This is a genomic window from Arcobacter sp. YIC-80, assembly GCF_044841725.1.
Classification (GTDB): Bacteria; Campylobacterota; Campylobacteria; order Campylobacterales; family Arcobacteraceae; genus Arcobacter_B.
Genome location: NZ_JBJBSI010000002.1, coordinates 167,780 through 184,427, shown reverse-complemented (window position 1 = coordinate 184,427; position 16,648 = coordinate 167,780). Strand labels below are relative to the sequence as shown.

General features: G+C 27.7%; 17 protein-coding genes. 6 read left to right on the top strand and 11 right to left on the bottom strand.

The window, feature by feature from the left end; all coding sequences use genetic code 11:
* Nucleotides 1-384, bottom strand: coding sequence for a response regulator (locus ACH5BK_RS04885; RefSeq protein WP_404305016.1), 384 nt, complete (start codon nucleotides 382-384; stop codon nucleotides 1-3).
* Nucleotides 385-415: 31 nt separating this feature from the next.
* Here ACH5BK_RS04885 and ACH5BK_RS04880 point away from each other — a divergent pair, with 31 nt between their 5' ends.
* From ACH5BK_RS04880 to ACH5BK_RS04860, 5 genes are all read left to right on the top strand, one after another.
* Nucleotides 416-1,366: an AEC family transporter gene (locus ACH5BK_RS04880; protein WP_404305013.1), complete on the top strand. Its 951-nt coding sequence runs from the start codon at nucleotides 416-418 to the stop codon at nucleotides 1,364-1,366.
* Nucleotide 1,367: 1 nt separating this feature from the next.
* Entirely contained in the window at nucleotides 1,368-3,158 is a 1,791-nt protein-coding gene (asnB, locus tag ACH5BK_RS04875) for an asparagine synthase (glutamine-hydrolyzing) (RefSeq protein ID WP_404305009.1), read from the top strand.
* Between the two features lie 53 nt (nucleotides 3,159-3,211).
* Complete coding sequence (locus ACH5BK_RS04870; protein WP_404305006.1) at nucleotides 3,212-3,514, top strand: hypothetical protein; 303 nt, start codon at nucleotides 3,212-3,214, stop codon at nucleotides 3,512-3,514.
* On the top strand, nucleotides 3,514-4,137 hold the full coding sequence (bluB, locus tag ACH5BK_RS04865; protein WP_404305004.1) for a 5,6-dimethylbenzimidazole synthase: 624 nt from the start codon (nucleotides 3,514-3,516) through the stop codon (nucleotides 4,135-4,137). The genes ACH5BK_RS04870 and bluB overlap by 1 nt, the downstream gene beginning before the upstream one ends.
* A 72-nt stretch (nucleotides 4,138-4,209) precedes the next feature.
* Nucleotides 4,210-5,277 (top strand): TRAP transporter substrate-binding protein, encoded by a 1,068-nt coding sequence (locus ACH5BK_RS04860; RefSeq protein ID WP_404305002.1) that lies wholly within the window; start codon nucleotides 4,210-4,212, stop codon nucleotides 5,275-5,277.
* A gap of 34 nt (nucleotides 5,278-5,311) precedes the next feature.
* On the opposite strand, the gene ACH5BK_RS04855 is transcribed toward ACH5BK_RS04860, so the two are convergent.
* The 10 genes from ACH5BK_RS04855 to rsmA form a co-directional block, all read right to left on the bottom strand.
* Entirely contained in the window at nucleotides 5,312-6,046 is a 735-nt protein-coding gene (locus ACH5BK_RS04855; RefSeq protein ID WP_404305000.1) for a succinate dehydrogenase/fumarate reductase iron-sulfur subunit, read from the bottom strand.
* Nucleotides 6,043-7,644: an FAD-dependent oxidoreductase gene (locus ACH5BK_RS04850; RefSeq protein WP_404304998.1), complete on the bottom strand. Its 1,602-nt coding sequence runs from the start codon at nucleotides 7,642-7,644 to the stop codon at nucleotides 6,043-6,045. The genes ACH5BK_RS04855 and ACH5BK_RS04850 overlap by 4 nt, the downstream gene beginning before the upstream one ends.
* 1 nt (nucleotide 7,645) lies before the next feature.
* Nucleotides 7,646-8,053, bottom strand: a complete 408-nt coding sequence (locus tag ACH5BK_RS04845; protein ID WP_404304996.1) for a hypothetical protein — start codon at nucleotides 8,051-8,053, stop codon at nucleotides 7,646-7,648.
* Between the two features lie 165 nt (nucleotides 8,054-8,218).
* Nucleotides 8,219-9,616: a PhoH family protein gene (locus ACH5BK_RS04840; RefSeq protein WP_404304994.1), complete on the bottom strand. Its 1,398-nt coding sequence runs from the start codon at nucleotides 9,614-9,616 to the stop codon at nucleotides 8,219-8,221.
* Nucleotides 9,616-10,140, bottom strand: a complete 525-nt coding sequence (gene hemJ, locus ACH5BK_RS04835) for a protoporphyrinogen oxidase HemJ (RefSeq protein WP_404304992.1) — start codon at nucleotides 10,138-10,140, stop codon at nucleotides 9,616-9,618. The genes ACH5BK_RS04840 and hemJ overlap by 1 nt, the downstream gene beginning before the upstream one ends.
* A gap of 2 nt (nucleotides 10,141-10,142) precedes the next feature.
* Nucleotides 10,143-11,327, bottom strand: coding sequence for a replication-associated recombination protein A (locus ACH5BK_RS04830; protein ID WP_404304990.1), 1,185 nt, complete (start codon nucleotides 11,325-11,327; stop codon nucleotides 10,143-10,145).
* Complete coding sequence (locus ACH5BK_RS04825; RefSeq protein ID WP_404304988.1) at nucleotides 11,308-12,132, bottom strand: pseudouridine synthase; 825 nt, start codon at nucleotides 12,130-12,132, stop codon at nucleotides 11,308-11,310. Before ACH5BK_RS04825 ends, ACH5BK_RS04830 begins: the two co-directional genes overlap by 20 nt.
* On the bottom strand, nucleotides 12,132-13,091 hold the full coding sequence (locus tag ACH5BK_RS04820) for an SIS domain-containing protein (RefSeq protein ID WP_404304986.1): 960 nt from the start codon (nucleotides 13,089-13,091) through the stop codon (nucleotides 12,132-12,134). The genes ACH5BK_RS04825 and ACH5BK_RS04820 overlap by 1 nt, the downstream gene beginning before the upstream one ends.
* Before the next feature lie 23 nt (nucleotides 13,092-13,114).
* Nucleotides 13,115-15,031 (bottom strand): RNase J family beta-CASP ribonuclease, encoded by a 1,917-nt coding sequence (locus ACH5BK_RS04815; RefSeq protein WP_404304984.1) that lies wholly within the window; start codon nucleotides 15,029-15,031, stop codon nucleotides 13,115-13,117.
* Complete coding sequence (rsmA, locus tag ACH5BK_RS04810; protein WP_404304982.1) at nucleotides 15,018-15,812, bottom strand: 16S rRNA (adenine(1518)-N(6)/adenine(1519)-N(6))-dimethyltransferase RsmA; 795 nt, start codon at nucleotides 15,810-15,812, stop codon at nucleotides 15,018-15,020. Before rsmA ends, ACH5BK_RS04815 begins: the two co-directional genes overlap by 14 nt.
* 73 nt (nucleotides 15,813-15,885) lie before the next feature.
* Between rsmA and hisF the strand changes: the two genes are divergently transcribed.
* A complete protein-coding gene (gene hisF / locus ACH5BK_RS04805; protein WP_404304980.1) occupies nucleotides 15,886-16,647 on the top strand; it encodes an imidazole glycerol phosphate synthase subunit HisF in 762 nt (253 codons plus the stop codon).
* Nucleotide 16,648: the final 1 nt, after the last annotated feature.

Sequence of the window (16,648 nt, the reverse complement as noted above, 5' to 3'; positions counted from 1 at the left end):
CTATAATATCACTTCTTCTATTGCATCTATTAAATCTTTTATTTCAATAGGTTTTCTTAAATATAAAGTAAATAAATCATTAGCTTCATTTAACATATTATCATCATCTGAATAAGCTGATACACCAATTATTGGAGTATTAAAGTTTTTATCACTTTTTAACTCTTTGCTCATTTGAATACCTGTTAAAATTGGCATATTAATATCTGTTACAATAGCATGGATTTTTTCAGAATTTTTACTAAAAAGTTGTAAGCCTTCTTCCCCATTGTTTGCTGTAAGGACATTTTCAAATACTACATTTAGTAAAGAAGCTGTTTGTTCTCTAATAAATTGATCATCTTCAATATATAAAACTGTTTTGTTTTTTAAATTTTCGTACATTCTAAAAATATAGCTAAGATTATATTACATTATGATAAAATTCAAAAAAAGATTAGGATATAAAATCGAAGCATTAGTATCTGTCGCAACTATTTATATATTTATCATTATTGGTTTTACCTTTAAAAGAGTTTTTAAAAGTGATGTAAATGAAAGAAGTTTTGTTCTATTAAATTTATATTTTCTTCAGCCCATTCTTATTTTTTGGGGACTTACAAGAGCACCAATAAACGATGAGTTTATAATCTCACCTTTTATTTACTTTATAGCAATTTTTATTACAATGGGAATTGCTTTTTTCTATTCTTTACGAATGTTTAGAAATGATTATCAAGATAAATCAATTTTTATGGCATCTGCACTTGTTGGTAATACAGGAAATCTTGGTATACCATTAGGAATAGCTTTATTTGGTGAAGCAAGTGTTCCTTATACTTCTATTTTGAATATTGCAAATATTTTCTTTATTTATATATTTTCTGTATATTTCTTTGCAGGAGATAAGTTTAAATTTATTGATGCTTTAAAAGAGATATTTAAAATACCTGCTATTTGGTTTGCTGTTGCTGCTTTGGCTTTTAATTATTATGGTTTTGAATTAAGTAATAACTTTGATAAAGTGTTTACTATGGGGGCTTATGCTGCAATTGTTATGCAACTTGTAATTTTTGGTATATTTATGTCTCAAGTTAAAATAAGAACTGCAAATTGGAAATTATCACTAAATATAACTCTTTTCAAGCATATAATCTTACCTATAATTGGATTATATATTATTTTATTATTTAAAATAGATCCTTTTGTTTCTGCCATTATATTTTTAGAACTTATTGTACCTCTTGCAGTGAATAATGTGAATTTATCGGCTTTATATAATTGTAAACCAATAGATACAACTTTTTCTGTTTTAGTTAGCTCGTCTTTCTTTGTACTTTTAATGTATTTTTATATTTTAATTATAAATAGTTTTTTTGGATTGTAATATGTGTGGAATTTTAGGAACAAATTTTTTAAGTAATAATTTCTCATCTTCCTTGAAGATATTAAATAACAGAGGGCCAGATTATCAAAGCTCTATAAAAATTGAAGATAAAGAGTTTGGACATACAAGACTTGCTATTATTGATTTAGACGAAGAAGCAAATCAACCTATGGTTTTTGATGATATTGTTTTAGTTTTTAATGGTGAGATTTATAACTATAAACAACTTATACTTGATGAACAGTTAGAGTGTAAAACAAAAAGTGATAGTGAAGTTTTAATAAGACTGTATCAAAAATATGAGTTTGATTTTTTAAATAAGCTAAATGGTATGTTTGCTTTTACTTTATATGATATAAAAAAGAATAGATATTTTTGTGCTAGGGATAGATATGGAAAAAAACCATTTTTCTATTACTTCAAAGATAATAAGTTTATTTTTTCTTCTTCTATTAAGTCTGTAGTAAATTTACTTGATTCCAAACCAAAACTAAACAAAGTAGCTCTTTCAAAATATATGCAATATTTTGTCTCTTTTGGTGAGGATACTTTCTTTCAAGACATTTTTAAACTAGAAGCTGCAACATATATGGTTTATGAGCCAAATAAAGACGCTCAGCTTAAAAAGAAGCGTTTCTATAAGATAAACACTTATAAAGCCGTAAAAGATGAAAATGAGGCTTTAGAGAAGATTGAAGAGCTTTTATTTAATGCTGTTGAGTCAAGACTTACATCTGATGTTGAAGTTGCTTCACTTTTAAGTGGTGGAATTGATAGTTCACTAGTATCTGCACTTTACACTAAAATCTCTGGAAAGAAGATCAATACTTTTTCTGTTGGTTACAATGAGTATAAAAACTATTGTGAATTAGATTATGCAAAAATCACAGCTGATTATATTGGCTCAAATCACAATCCAGTTGAAATATCTAAAAAAGATTTTATTGAACACTTTGAAGATAGTTTAGGAGCTTTAGAAGAGCCACATGGTGATTCTGCTGCAATCCCTTTAAATATATTAACTAAAAAGATTCATCAAAGTGGAATAAAAACTGTTTTATCAGGTGAAGGAAGTGATGAGATTTTTTTAGGTTATGACAATTATGCAAAGTTTTTAAAATATTATAGTTTTGAAAAAACATTATCAAATGAGCAAAATGAGTTTTTAGATGATATTATTGGTGCATTGCAAAATAATACTAAAGAGAGTGAGTATTTAAGAAGAATAGTTAAAAAACAAAATCTTTATAACTCTTTTGGGGAAATTTATACAGATATTCAAAAAAAGAGACTTTTTAAAAAAGTTCCAACTTTTAAAAATGAAAAAGCAAAAAAAGATCCAGTTGATTGGATGAGTTATATTGACTTGAAAATTTGGCTTGGAGAAGGCTTGCTTTCAAAAGTTGATAGAATCTCAATGAGAAACTCTTTGGAAGTTCGAACACCATTTTTAGATTTTAATTTAGTAAACTATATGTTTAGTATTGATTCAGATATTAAAGTTGGAAATACAAACAAATATTTACTTAAGAAAATTGCTTCAAAATATATACCTGAACAAATTATCAATAGAACTAAAAAAGGTTTTAATTCACCTTTTAATGAATGGCTAAATCAAGAGTATGGAAACTCAATATTAGAGACTATACTTGATGTAAATAAACATACAAAGCTTTTTAATGATGAGTATGTAAAGCATATTTATGAGTTATCTAAACAAAGAAAATTTAAACAACATCTTTATTCACTTTATGTTTTTTCTTTATGGTATAAAAAAGAGTTTTTATCTTAAGATAAAAGATTGTAAAATCCTCATGTAAAGAAAATGATATAAAAGAGGATAGTATGACAGTATTAATACCTGTTGATAATAAAAGTAGACATGAATGTACTATCGCATCTATGGAAGAAAATAAAGCTTGGGCTTTTATTTCTTTAGATGAAGGTAAAATCACTGATGTTGAGTTTTATGATAGAAGAGAAGATATTTTAGAATGGATAGATGCTGTAGTTGTAATAAATGAGCAAGAATATGTTTGGCCTTTTATGGATGAAGGAATTATTGCTTTAATTGCTCCAACACAAAAAAGTATAGATGAGATTGTAGAAGCCTTTTTATTTAAAGACTTACACGATTTTACAGTTTAATGAATTTTACTAAAAAAGAGCAAAAAACTCTTAAAAAAATTATTGCCTCAAGACGTGATGTTAGAGGTAATAGTTTTACTTCAAAAAAGATCTCACAAAAAAAATTAAAAAAAATATTAGAAGCTGCAATACAAGCTCCATCTGTTGGTTATTCTCAACCTTGGAGATTTGTAATTGTGAAAGATAAACAAAAACGTAAAGTATATAAACATTTTAAAAAGTCTTTTGAAAAAAGCAAAAAGAAGTTTAAAAAAAGACCTATATACAATTCACTTAAACTTGAGGGAATAAAAGAGTCAAATATAAATATAGCTGTTTATTATAAAAAACCAAAAGAGAATATTTTGGGACAAACTTATATGAGAAAAACAGGTGAATACTCTGTTGTATGTGCTATTTTAAATATGTGGCTTACTGCAAGAGCCTTAAATGTTGGTATGGGTTGGGTTTCTATTTTAAAACCTAATAAGATAAATAAAATATTTAATATTGATAAAAGTGAATATAAATTTATTGGATATTTATGTTTTGGGTATGTTAAAGAATTTTATAAAGAGCCAGAACTAAAAACAATAAAGTGGAATAAAACAAATAAAATTAAAGATTGTCTTCTTCATAACTGATACTATCACATAAGCTAAATGATACTGCTATAAATATATAATTCCAAACAAATTTTATATATAGGAGTATTTATGAAAAAATTAATCGGAAAACTAGGTGTAACATCTGTAATACTTATTGCAATGTCAATGTCAGCGCAAGCAAAAGAAAAAACATATAAATTAAAGATGGCTACAACATGGGGTAAAAGTGCAACTCCACTAATTGATACTGCACACAATCTATCTAATCTTGCAAAAGAAATGTCAAACGGAAGACTTATAATAAAAGTTGATTCAGCAAATAAACATAAAGCGCCACTTGGTGTACTTGATATGGTTAAAGGTGGACAATATGATATGGGTCATACAGCTTCTTATTATTGGAAAGGTAAAGATATAAACACTTTACCGTTTACTTCAATGCCTTTTGGATTAACTGCACCTGAACAATATGCTTGGTTCTATTATGGTGGTGGTTTAGAGTTAATGCAAAAAGTTTATGCAAAACATAATATTTTATCATTTCCTGGAGGAAATACAGGTGTACAAATGGGTGGTTTTTTTAGAAAAGAAATTAATACACTTGATGACTTAAAAGGTTTAAAAATGAGAATTCCTGGATTTGCAGGAGAAGTTATGGCTAAATTAGGTGTTCAAGTAACTAATATTGCACCAGGTGAATTATATACTTCATTAGGTAGAAAAACAATTGATGCTTTAGAATGGGTTGGACCATCAATGGATATTAAAATGGGATTTCATAAAATTGCTCCTTATTACTACACAGGTTGGCATGAGCCAGCATCAGAATTACAAGTTATTGTAAATAAGAAAAGGTTTAATAAACTACCAAAAGATTTACAAGTTATCTTAACTACAGCTATTAGAGTTAGTGCTTATGATATGTATATTCAAAACTATGATATGAATACAACTGCTTGGGATAAGATGAAAAAAGAACAACCAAATATAAAAGTTAGAACTTTCCCAAAAGAAGTTATGAATGCTATGAAAAAAGCAAACCAAGATTTAAGAGAAGAGATGTCTTCAAAAAATCCTTTATTAAAAGAAGTATTAGACTCACAAGATGCTTATATGAAAAAAGCTAGAGAGTGGACTAAGATGTCAGACTATTTATATTTAAAAGATAATTTATAATATCAATTTAAGAGCAGTTTTCTGCTCTTAAATACTAAAAACTTCCATTAGGATCAAATCCAAAATCATTACTATCAAATCCCATATTATTATCAAAAGTATTCATATATGGATTACTGTATCCTTTTTGAATAGATATATTTTGAAGTTGCATAATATCCATTTTAGGATCTATACCTTGAGGGCAAACAAAAGTACAAGCACTGCATAAAGTACAATCCCATATACCATTTGTTTGTATATTGTTTATTATCTGTTCATTCTGCCCTTTTTTGTCATTTTCATATCTTAGTGCTCTTGTTAATGCAAAAGGCCCTAGAAACTCTTTATTTACATCATAAACAGGACATGAACTATAACAGGCATTACATAAGATACAATTGCTTTGTATATCAATCTTTAATACATCTTTTTGAGTTAAAGTAAGATTTTCTTTTTTTTGTTTTATTGCACTATTTGTTTTTTTAATTAACAATGTTTCATGTGAAACATCTACAACTAAATCTTTAATAACTTTTGAATTTTTTAAAGGTTCAATTAAATCTCCATCTTTAATTGTAGTTCTACAAGCAAGTTTTTCTACTCCATTTACTCTAATGGCACACGAGCCACAAATTCCACTTTTACAACCATATCTATATGCTAAACTAGAGTCTTGATTTTTTTTTATTTCTTCTAATGCTTTTAATAAATTATCTTGTTCTACTTTAAACTCTTTTATTTGCTCTTTCTGTTCTAATTGTGTGAATTTCCTAATATTTATCTTCATATTATATCCTCAAAACTACAAGATATTTCTTTATTAAATATTTTAATTATCGAGGGTTTTTGGTATTTAGATTCTTTATCTTTGTAATCATTTCTAAAATGAGCACCCCTACTTTCTTTTCTATTTAAAGAACTTAAACATAAAGCTTGTGCTATAAGAAGTGAATTTTCAAGTTCAAAATATTCAACAAGATTTTTATTATAGATTTTTGATTTATCTTCAATAGAAACTCTATTTAGAATTATTTTCATATTATCTAATTCCTCTTTTAGCTCTTTTAACATATCCTCATTTTTAAATAAACCAGCTTTCTCAATCAAAAGATTACCTAACTTATCTTTTAATTCGTATACATTGTTTAGAGATTTATCTCTTGATAGAAGAAGTTGAATTTTAATTTCAAGTTCTTTTACTTGATTATCAAAATTAATTTCTTCCTTATTTATATTTTTTGAAGCATTTATCCCTGCTATTTTTCCAAAAGTTACTATTTCTAAAAGAGAATTCCCACCTAGTCTATTTGCTCCATGAATATCTGCTTGTGCACATTCTCCACAAGCATATAAGGATTTAATTGATGTTTTACAATTCAAATCTGTCTTTATCCCACCCATACTATAATGAGCTGCTGGAACTATAGGTAAAAGTTGCTTTTTTATATCAATATTTGAAAACTCTTTGGCTAATCTTATTTCTTGTGGAAGTAATTCTTCTAATTTATTTTTATCAATGTGTCTTAAATCAAGATAAACTTCTTCATTTTTTACAGTTCTTTTATATATTTCTCTTGCTATTTCATCTCTTGTTGATAATTCATTAATAAATCTATTTTTATTTTTATCTAGTAAATATCCACCCTCACCTCTAGCACTTTCACTTATAAGAATATTACTTGATTTAAGTGTTGTTGGATGAAACTGAATAAACTCTATATTTGATAAATTTACACCTGCTTTAAATGCTAATGCAACTCCATCAGCTGTAGTAGAAAGAGAATTCGTAGTATAGTTTTTATAAATTCCTGCATATCCACCTGTTGCTAATACTGTATTATTTGATATGAATTGTTTAACTTTACCATCAACTATATCATAAGCTAAACACCCATAACACTCATTATTTATAACAAGTAAGTCAAGAACTTGATGCTCATTAAAAAACTTTATGTCATTAGATATACATTGATCATAAAGAGTATGTACTATTTTAAGTCCTGTATAGTCACTACTATAACAAGTTCTAATTTTTGAAGTACCACCAAATTTTCTTTGTGCAATTTGATTTTTAGAATTTCTAGTAAAAGGTACTCCTATTGAATCTAACCAGTTAATAGTCTCTTTTGCTTTTTTACACATAAAAGATATATTTTTTTTACTAGCAATTTCATAAGAACCTTTATATGTATCTTCGATATGTTGTTTTACACTATCATCATCTTCATATAAAACTGCATTTATCCCACCTTGAGCTTGAACTGTTTGACAATGTGTTGGAAGTGTTTTTGTTATTACTGCTACGTTTACACCGTTTTTTTTAGCATTTAATGCTGCCGTTAAGCCAGCTGCCCCTGCTCCTATTATTAGTACATCATAAATCATACTATTCCCAAAAATCTTTTAAAGCTTCTTGTTTTTGATTTGACTCAATTTTCTTTTCTAAATCCATATCTAGTTTGTCAATTTGGGCTAATGCTTTTTCTAGTTCATCACTAGATATCTCTTCTTCTTTTTTGTTTTTTAGAATATTGTTATCACTCTCTTTACTAGGTTGAGGAATTTGATTCTTTTTTTCTTTTAATTTTTTATTCTCTTTTTGAAGTCTTTCATAATCTTCTATAATTGTTTCATACTTATCAAAATCAAGTAGAATAAAACTTGGTTTACCATCTCTTAGAATTACTGCTTTTTCTATCTCATTATTTGATAATTTATCAAAAACCATTTTACTTTTTCTAATAAGTTCTGTAGATGAAAACATTTCTTTTGATGTGTATTGTAATAAGTTCATTATAACTCCTATACATATAATAATATGTATTATAACACAAGTTACAGTACTTAATATATTTTCTTTTTTACTTAGATATTTCTTTTTTTATTTTTGAATAATAGTAACATTACAGATTTTAAGATGTATTAAAAATTGTTTTTCAATACATCTTAGAGAAGTTTTTTATTTATTTGAAAAGATTTGCTCTGCCCATTCAGTAATTGGCCCTCTAAGGACTTTTTCTAGTTTTATAGCAAAAGTGTTAACTAAACTATTTTCTTTGCTTGTAGCCTTTAATAGAGTCGTTAATGAGTTAGTATATTTATTCACATAGAAGTTATCGATTTGTTTATTAGAACCTAATACAACAACTTTACATGTATTATCAACTCTTGATAATACCATTTGCATTGTTTTATTTGACATATTTTGTGCTTCATCAATAATAACAAATGAGTTTGTAAGTGTTCTACCTCTCATCTCTCCTACCCACATAGTTTCTATACTATAATTTGTAATCATTTGTTCAATTCTTGTTGTAACTTCATTTTCATCTAATTCAGGTGTATTTTCAGGATTCTTTTTTGATTTCTTTTTTTTATAATCTGTTCTAATTATATATTCTAAACTATCCATTAAAGGATGATTATATATTTTAAATTTTTCCTCAAATCCAGGAAGATAACCAACATCTTCACCTTTATCTAGTGATTCAATTGAGTTTCTTATATAAATGATTTTTTGATAGTTTTTTTGTCTTACAAGTTTTAAAGCTGCACTTAATGCCAATAGTGTTTTCCCTGAACCTGCTTTTGCCTCAATTATTAAGATATTATAAAAGTGATTTAATAAAGCACTTGAAAAGAACAATTGTTCTTTATTCAATGGTGTAATTATTTGATTTCTTACTTCACCTTCATCTAAAAGTCTAATTCTTTTATTTTGAATAGTAGCTAATATAACTTGATCAGAGTCTTTTATTTTAAAACAGTAAGAGTAGTTATGTACTTGGTATTCTTTATCAAATTTAGTAATTTCTTCATTATCAAGTTCTTCTTGTTGATTAAAGTCTATTGATATTTCTTTAATAAAATTAAAGTCAAAATCTCCATTTTGAGAAGCTGTAAGCGAGTCTGTTTTTATATCAAGTGATATAGCTCTTGTTCTAGCCATTATATCAAGTGATATAAATTCTATATCTTGATCATAATATTTTTTAGCAAAAGAAGCTACTTCAAGTATTTTTCTATCATTTATTATATTTAAAGAAGTACTATTTGATTTCACATCATAAATATCTTTTGAGATGATATCAATTATAGTATTTTTATTGATTGTTATTCTTATAATTTTATATAAGTCTTCACTTTTAGAATAGTTAATTGAAGAGTTTTCTAATATTCTTGCAAATTCTCTTGCTTGAAAATTTATTTCATCAAAACCACTTTTTTTTGTATCAATTTCATCTAATACTGTTTCAGGTAAAACTATTAAATTTGTACCTTCTTGTGAAAGTTTGAAGATATTATTTGCATCTTCAAGTAAAATATTTGTATCTAGTATATAGTATTTTTCAAACATTATTTAGCTTCTTTAGGAGTTTGTTTTAATACTTTATAAATTATAAACGCTCCTATTAAAAGAGTTATTACCGTAAATAATATAGAAAAAGTTTTTGTGATTACATATCCAACAATTAGTAAAGATAGAATTGTCGGTACTTCATTGTATGCTCTAAAAAAGTTACCACTTTTTTCAAATTTATCAACTTCTAAATCTTTTCTGTATTTTTCTAATGAAAAAGTATATAAAACAAGAAAGAATACAACTAATAATTTTGCGTGCATCCATCCCCCTGCTTCTGAAGATAGCAAGTAAGGGTTTAAATAAAGCATTATAGCACCACTAATTATAGAAGCCCACATTGCAGGTGCACCAATAACTTTGTATATTTTAAGTTCTTGAATTTTCACAACATCCGTAAAGTCTTTTTTATTTTTATGCTCTACATGGTAAACAAATAGTCTTGGAAGGTAGAATAACAATGCCATCCATGACATAACAGCCATTATATGAAAAGTTAGTACCCAACTATAGTATTGCATTTTTAGTCCTTATTTTTGATTTTATTTAGCCAATCATTTAAAGTTTTTTCAAAACCTATATTCAAACTTTCATATAAGGATAAGGGTTTATCTAAATATTGTTGTTCTACATATCCACCATAATCATGTGGATATTTGTAGCCTATATGTTGTGAATCTAAATGTTTTGGTATCTCAAGTATTTTACCATTTTTTACTTCATTAAGGGCTTTATTTATAGCCTTATAAGCACTATTTGACTTAGGTGAACTTGCTAAATATATAATACATTGACCCAACATAATTCTTGATTCTGGGTATCCTATTTTATTACAAGCATGCATTGTACTAACTGCTAAATTTAAAGCATTTGGATTAGCATTACCTATATCTTCACTAGCAAATATTACAAGTCTTCTTGTAATAAAATCAACGCTTTCTCCCCCATTTATAAGTCTAGCTAGATAATATAAAGCTGCATCAACATTTGAGCCTCTTATAGATTTAATCATAGCACTAGCTAAATCATAATGTGTATCTGATGAGGATACCCCGTCTCCTATTACATTTTCTCTTAACTGTTTTAGTAAATCGATATCTATATTTTTTGATACTTTATATGAAAAATTTAATAAAGTAAGCATTGCTCTTGCATCACCACTACTTGATGTAATTAAATACTCTTTAGCTTCTTTACTCAAAGTTATATCAACTTCATTAATAGCAATATCAAGTATTTTTATCATTTCATTTTTTGTAAAAGCTTTAAATTCATAAAGAAATGATCTTGATCTTATTGCATTTGTTAAAGTGAAAAATGGATTTTCAGTACTTGCTCCTATGATTATAGCATCATAGTTTTCCATAATTGGAAGTAAAACTTCTTGTTGATTTTTTGAAAGTCTATGTACTTCATCTATAAAAACTAAGGGTTTTATTAAAGCATTTTTATATCTATCAAATACTTTTCTTAAATCTTCAACCTTTATAGATGTAGCATTAAAGTAGTAATAATCAGTGTTGATTTCTTTTGCAATAATTTTTGCTAATGTAGTTTTTCCAGTTCCTGGTTTACCATAAAAGAATAAATGAGGAATATCTTTTTTTTTGATAAGTTTGTAAAGGGCTTTGTCTTTTGCTATTATATGAGATTGACCAACAAAAGTTTCAAGATTTGTTGGTCTTAGTTTATTTGCTAGATCTATCATCTTCGTTTAAAAAATGTCTTAGGTTTCTATACTCTTCTCTTGTTAAAAATCTTGATTTTCCTGTTGGTAAGTTATTTAATGAAATACCACCAAATTCTAATCTTTTTAAATCTAAAACATCTAGTCCAAAATGTCCAAAGAATCTTCTTAATTCTCTATTTTTACCTTCATTTATTACTACTTTTATTCTTGAAAAGTTTGACTCATTTCTTTGAATATCATAAGCTAAGAAAGGTTTAAAATTCATTTCTTTTATTTTAGAGTTTTTATGAGCACCTACACTTGCATCTTCTAATTCTAAGCCATTTTGCATAGCTTCTTCAACTTGTTTAGAAATTTCACCATTTACTTTGATTTTATATACTCTTTCTAAATTAGAGTGAACAAGTGCATTTAAAGCCTCTACAGAGTCCGTTAAAAGCAATAAACCTTCACTTGCATAGTCAAGTCTACCTACTGGTAAAAAGTGCTTATATTTTCTTCCTAGTGAATCAAATATAGTTTTTCTTCCTTGTGGATCATTTTTAGAAACAATCTCACCTTTAGGTTTGTTATAAACAATTACAGTAATTAATTTATCTTTTTCATGTTTAATATTTTGCTTACCTATTTGAACTTTATCAGTAGGTAAAACTTTTGTAGCTAAATTGCTTACTATTTTCCCGTTTACTTTTACTCTACCCTCTTCTATTAGCTTATCTGCTTCTCTTCTTGAGTAGTTACTATTATGAGATATATATTTATTTAATCTTACTGGATCAGTAACTTCTTCTTTGTTACTAACCCAATTATTGTTTTCTTTCATTATTTTATTCCTGCTTCAATTAGGTCATGTATATGTAATACACCCACAAGCTCATCATCTTCTTGTGTAACTACTAATAATTGAATTTTATAATCTTCAATTATAGATAAGGCATCACTAGCTAATAAGTTTTTGTTTTTTAAAGTTTTTGGATTTAAAGTAGCTATTTTATCAACACTACAATCTAAACTAAAATCTTCATTCATTAAGGCTCTTCTTAAGTCACCATCACTTAAAAGACCAATAACTTTATTGTTTTCAGTGATAATTACATTTCCAAGTCTTCCTTCACTCATAACTACAATTGCATCTTTAAGTTTAGTTTCACGTGAAACTATAGGAAGACTATCTTTTCTTAGTAAATCATCGACTTTTACAAAAAGTTTTTTACCTAAACTTCCTCCTGGATGGAATGAAGCAAAGTCTTCTTTTTTAAAATCTCTTTTTTTCATAAGACACACAGCTAGTGCATCTCCCATTGCCATTGTTAATGTAGTAGAAGACATAGGAGCTGTATCTAATGGACAGCCCTCTTTATCCACTGAAATATTAATAAAAACATCAGAGTATTTAGCTAGAGTAGAGTTTTCATCTCTAGCCATTGAAATTAATGGAATATTAAATCTTTTTAAATGAGGAAGAATTTGAACTAATTCTTCACTTTCTCCACTATAAGAAATACCAAGAACAATATCATTCTCTCCTATCATTCCTAAATCCCCATGCATAGCTTCTGTTGGGTGTAAAAAGAATGATGAAGTCCCTGTACTAGCAAGTGTAGCAGCAATTTTTGAACCTACAAGGCCGGATTTTCCAACACCTGTAACTATTAATTTTCCTTTAGAGTTAATAATCATATCAACAGCTTTGTCTATATCAAAAGATAAACTATTCGCTGTTTTCTCTAATTCTCTTGCCTCAGTTAATAAAACATCTTTGATTATTTCATTAAAATTCATTTGCCCTACTCCTTTTAAGTAAATTATTGTACAAATACAGTTGGTACAATCATAGGATATTTTTTATATTTTCTAATACAGTGTTTTCTTACTACTTTTCTTAATTCATCTTCTAAAACTCTTGTATTTTTGAAAATTCCTGGTTTTGCATTTGTAAGGAAAGTTGTTAATAAGTCTTCAATTTCTTTTGCAAAGAATCTATCTTGTTTATCTGGTACTAAACCAAATGACGCAACTTTTGGTTTTTGTGCTAATGTTCTATCACTTTCATTTACCTGTGCTACAATCATTACAACACCTTCATTTGCCATTGTTTGTCTATCAATTACAATATCATCAGAGATTTTGTGGTTTAATTGATTATCGATATAAACCTTACCTGTTTTAACTGTTTTAACTTTTTTAAGATATTTTGGAGATACTTCAACTTGCTCACCATCACTCATGATATATAAGTTTCTTTCTAAAATACCACAATCAACACCTGTTTGACCATGTCTTAATGCATGATTGTATTCTCCATGAACTGGCATAAAGAATTTAGGTTTAACTAATCTTAACATTAATTTTTGTTCTTCTTGTGCTGCATGACCTGAAACATGAATATCAGCATAATCTTGATATGCAACTTTTGCACCTGCTTTTAATAAGTGATTAATTATTCCAGATACGCTTCCTTCATTTCCAGGAATTGCTTTTGCAGATAAAATAATTTGATCAGTTGGTTTAATTTTGATATGTCTATGTTCATGAATAGCCATTCTATAAAGTGCTGACATTGATTCACCCTGAGAACCAGTAGTTACAATTAGTACTTCATCATCTTTATATTTATTAACCTCATGTGGATCAATAAATTGATCTTTAGGGAATTTAATATAACCTAAACTCATTGCTAAATCAAGGTTTTTTTCCATTGATCTTCCAATAACACAGATTTTTCTATTATATTTTAATCCCTTTTCAATAGCTTGAGCAACTCTATGAATATTTGATGAGAATGTAGACATAATAACTCTACCTTTTGCAGAAGCAAAAATTCTTTCAAATGTAGGCCCAACTGTTTTTTCAGTTTTTGTAAACCCTGGTGAATGAGAATTAGTAGAATCTGATGTTAATAATAAAACACCCTCTTCTCCATAATGAGCTAATCTATGTAAATCTGTTGGATATCCATCAATTGGAGTATGGTCGATTTTAAAATCACCCGTATGAATGATTGTTCCTGCTTCTGTTTTAACAGCAATAGCAGATGAATCAATAATTGAGTGAGTAATGTGCATCCATTCAACTTCAAAGTCCCCTATTTTGATAGGTGTTCTTTTTTGAATAGCTCTGAATAGTTTTCTATGTTCTCTCATTTTATGTTCATCAAATTTAGAACCAATCATTTCTAATGGTAAAGATGTACCATAAACAGGGAATTGCATTTCTTTAAATAAATAAGGCATTGCACCAATATGATCTTCATGTCCATGTGTGATAACAATACCAGCAATTTTATCTTTGATTTGTCTAATATAAGTAAAATCAGGAATTAAAATATCAACACCATGCATATCATCATCAGGGAAACTCATACCAACATCAACAATAATTGCAGACTTTTCAGTCTCCATTACCATCATGTTCCCACCAATTTCACCTAAACCACCAAGTGGCGTAATTCTAACTTTTGCATTAGTATTTAAGTTTAATTTATAGTGTGGATTTAATCTATCTTTATGAATTTTTTCATTTATTAAATGTGCTTTTTTAAGATCATTTATCCAACCTTGCCCTTTTAATGGTTGTTGTTTTGGCCGGGGTTTTCTTTTTTTATTTTGTGGATTTGGTTTTCTTTGTTCTTTTTTTTCTTGATTTTTAGGAGCAGATTTATTTTCTTCTTTTGCTACAACAGTCTCTTCTTGTTTAGTTTCTTCTTTCTTAGTCTCTTCCATTTTTAACCTTTGTATACATTTGGCTATACAAAGATGAACTTACTTCATGAGGTCTTATATTAGAATCTAATTCTAGCTCTTCATATATAGAAGATAGAGTTTGTTTATCAAATACTGATAATAGATTTTTTGAAAGTTTTTTTCTTGGTTGTGTAAAACAAGATTTTAAAAACTTTTTAAATTCTTTATCAATAGATTTATTCATATCTTTTTTTATATAAAGTATAGAAGACATAACTTTTGGTGGAGGATCAAATGATTCAGGAGGTACATCAAATAGTATCCTTGATTCACTTGATAAAAGCTCGCTTATAATTCCTAAAGATGAGTACTCTTTATCGTTTACTTTTGCTGTAAACTTTAAAGCAACCTCTTTTTGAATCATTACCATGATATGTTCACAGTTGTCATCTTCTAATGCTCTTAATATAATATTTGTTGCAATATAGTATGGTAAGTTTGCAATCATGTCATATTTACCATCAAACAGGGTTCCTTGCTTATCCCAAGCCTCTAAAACGTCAGTGTGGATCAGTTTTAGTTTCCCCTGCTCTATTTGCTCTTTAAATTTCGATTCTAAAATACCAATTAAATCGGTATCTACTTCATAAGCAGTTGTATCTTTGTACTTGACTAAGTATTTAGTCAAATCACCTAATCCAGGCCCAATTTCTACTACATGATTATTGTTATTGGGCATCGATTGGATGATCTTTCCTAAAATCGATGAATCTATTAAAAAATTTTGTCCGTATTTTTTCTTTGCTTTTACTTTTTCCATAATTGCGAAGAGTATATCTGTTTTTAACTTACAATTAGATAAGATAATTACTAGTTATAGTAAAGGAATTTATTTGAGTAATTTTGCAAAAAGAATAATACCATGTTTAGATGTTGATAACGGAAGAGTAGTAAAAGGTGTAAACTTTGTAGGTCTAAGAGATGCAGGAGATCCTGTAGAAGTAGCTAAAAGATACAACAATGAAGGTGCTGATGAAATAACATTTTTAGATATTACTGCAAGTCATGAAAATAGAGGAACTATAGTTGATATAGTAGAGCAAGTAGCAAAAGAGGTTTTTATTCCCTTAACTGTAGGTGGAGGAATTAGAAAACTAGATGATATTTATAAGCTTTTAAATGTTGGTTGTGATAAAGTTTCAATTAACTCTTCGGCTGTTTCAAATCCTGACTTTATTAATGAAGGTGCAAAAAGATTCGGTTCTCAGTGTATTGTAGTTGCTATTGATGTTAAAAAAGTAGAAGATGGCTCTTACCATGTTTTTGTAAAAGGTGGTAGAGAAGATACTGGAATTGATGCATTACAATGGGCTAAAGAGGTTTATGATAGAGGTGCAGGTGAAATCCTATTAACTTCTATGGATACAGATGGAGCTAAAACAGGTTTTGAGCTTAATATCACTCAACAAGTATCATCGCTAGTTGATATTCCTGTTATTGCAAGTGGTGGAGCTGGAACTATGGAACATATAAAAGAAGCCTTTGATTATGGAGCTAGTGCTGCTTTAGCTGCTTCTATTTTCCATTTTAAGGAGATTGATATTATGGATTTAAAAAGATATTTAAGAAATAACAATATACCCGTAAGGATTTAAT

Excerpts from the sequence above, each read along its gene's own strand:
- ACH5BK_RS04840 (WP_404304994.1), bottom strand. The coding sequence starts at position 9,616 with ATGTTTGAAAAATACTATATACTAGATACAAATATTTTACTTGAAGAT.
- ACH5BK_RS04885 (WP_404305016.1), bottom strand. The coding sequence starts at position 384 with ATGTACGAAAATTTAAAAAACAAAACAGTTTTATATATTGAAGATGAT.
- ACH5BK_RS04845 (WP_404304996.1), bottom strand. The coding sequence starts at position 8,053 with ATGAACTTATTACAATACACATCAAAAGAAATGTTTTCATCTACAGAA.
- ACH5BK_RS04860 (WP_404305002.1), top strand. The coding sequence starts at position 4,210 with ATGAAAAAATTAATCGGAAAACTAGGTGTAACATCTGTAATACTTATT.
- ACH5BK_RS04830 (WP_404304990.1), bottom strand. The coding sequence starts at position 11,327 with ATGATAGATCTAGCAAATAAACTAAGACCAACAAATCTTGAAACTTTT.
- ACH5BK_RS04820 (WP_404304986.1), bottom strand. The coding sequence starts at position 13,091 with ATGAATTTTAATGAAATAATCAAAGATGTTTTATTAACTGAGGCAAGA.
- ACH5BK_RS04880 (WP_404305013.1), top strand. The coding sequence starts at position 416 with ATGATAAAATTCAAAAAAAGATTAGGATATAAAATCGAAGCATTAGTA.
- hemJ (WP_404304992.1), bottom strand. The coding sequence starts at position 10,140 with ATGCAATACTATAGTTGGGTACTAACTTTTCATATAATGGCTGTTATG.
- ACH5BK_RS04870 (WP_404305006.1), top strand. The coding sequence starts at position 3,212 with ATGACAGTATTAATACCTGTTGATAATAAAAGTAGACATGAATGTACT.
- ACH5BK_RS04855 (WP_404305000.1), bottom strand. The coding sequence starts at position 6,046 with ATGAAGATAAATATTAGGAAATTCACACAATTAGAACAGAAAGAGCAA.
- asnB (WP_404305009.1), top strand. The coding sequence starts at position 1,368 with ATGTGTGGAATTTTAGGAACAAATTTTTTAAGTAATAATTTCTCATCT.
- rsmA (WP_404304982.1), bottom strand. The coding sequence starts at position 15,812 with ATGGAAAAAGTAAAAGCAAAGAAAAAATACGGACAAAATTTTTTAATA.
- bluB (WP_404305004.1), top strand. The coding sequence starts at position 3,514 with ATGAATTTTACTAAAAAAGAGCAAAAAACTCTTAAAAAAATTATTGCC.
- ACH5BK_RS04850 (WP_404304998.1), bottom strand. The coding sequence starts at position 7,644 with ATGATTTATGATGTACTAATAATAGGAGCAGGGGCAGCTGGCTTAACG.
- ACH5BK_RS04825 (WP_404304988.1), bottom strand. The coding sequence starts at position 12,132 with ATGAAAGAAAACAATAATTGGGTTAGTAACAAAGAAGAAGTTACTGAT.
- ACH5BK_RS04815 (WP_404304984.1), bottom strand. The coding sequence starts at position 15,031 with ATGGAAGAGACTAAGAAAGAAGAAACTAAACAAGAAGAGACTGTTGTA.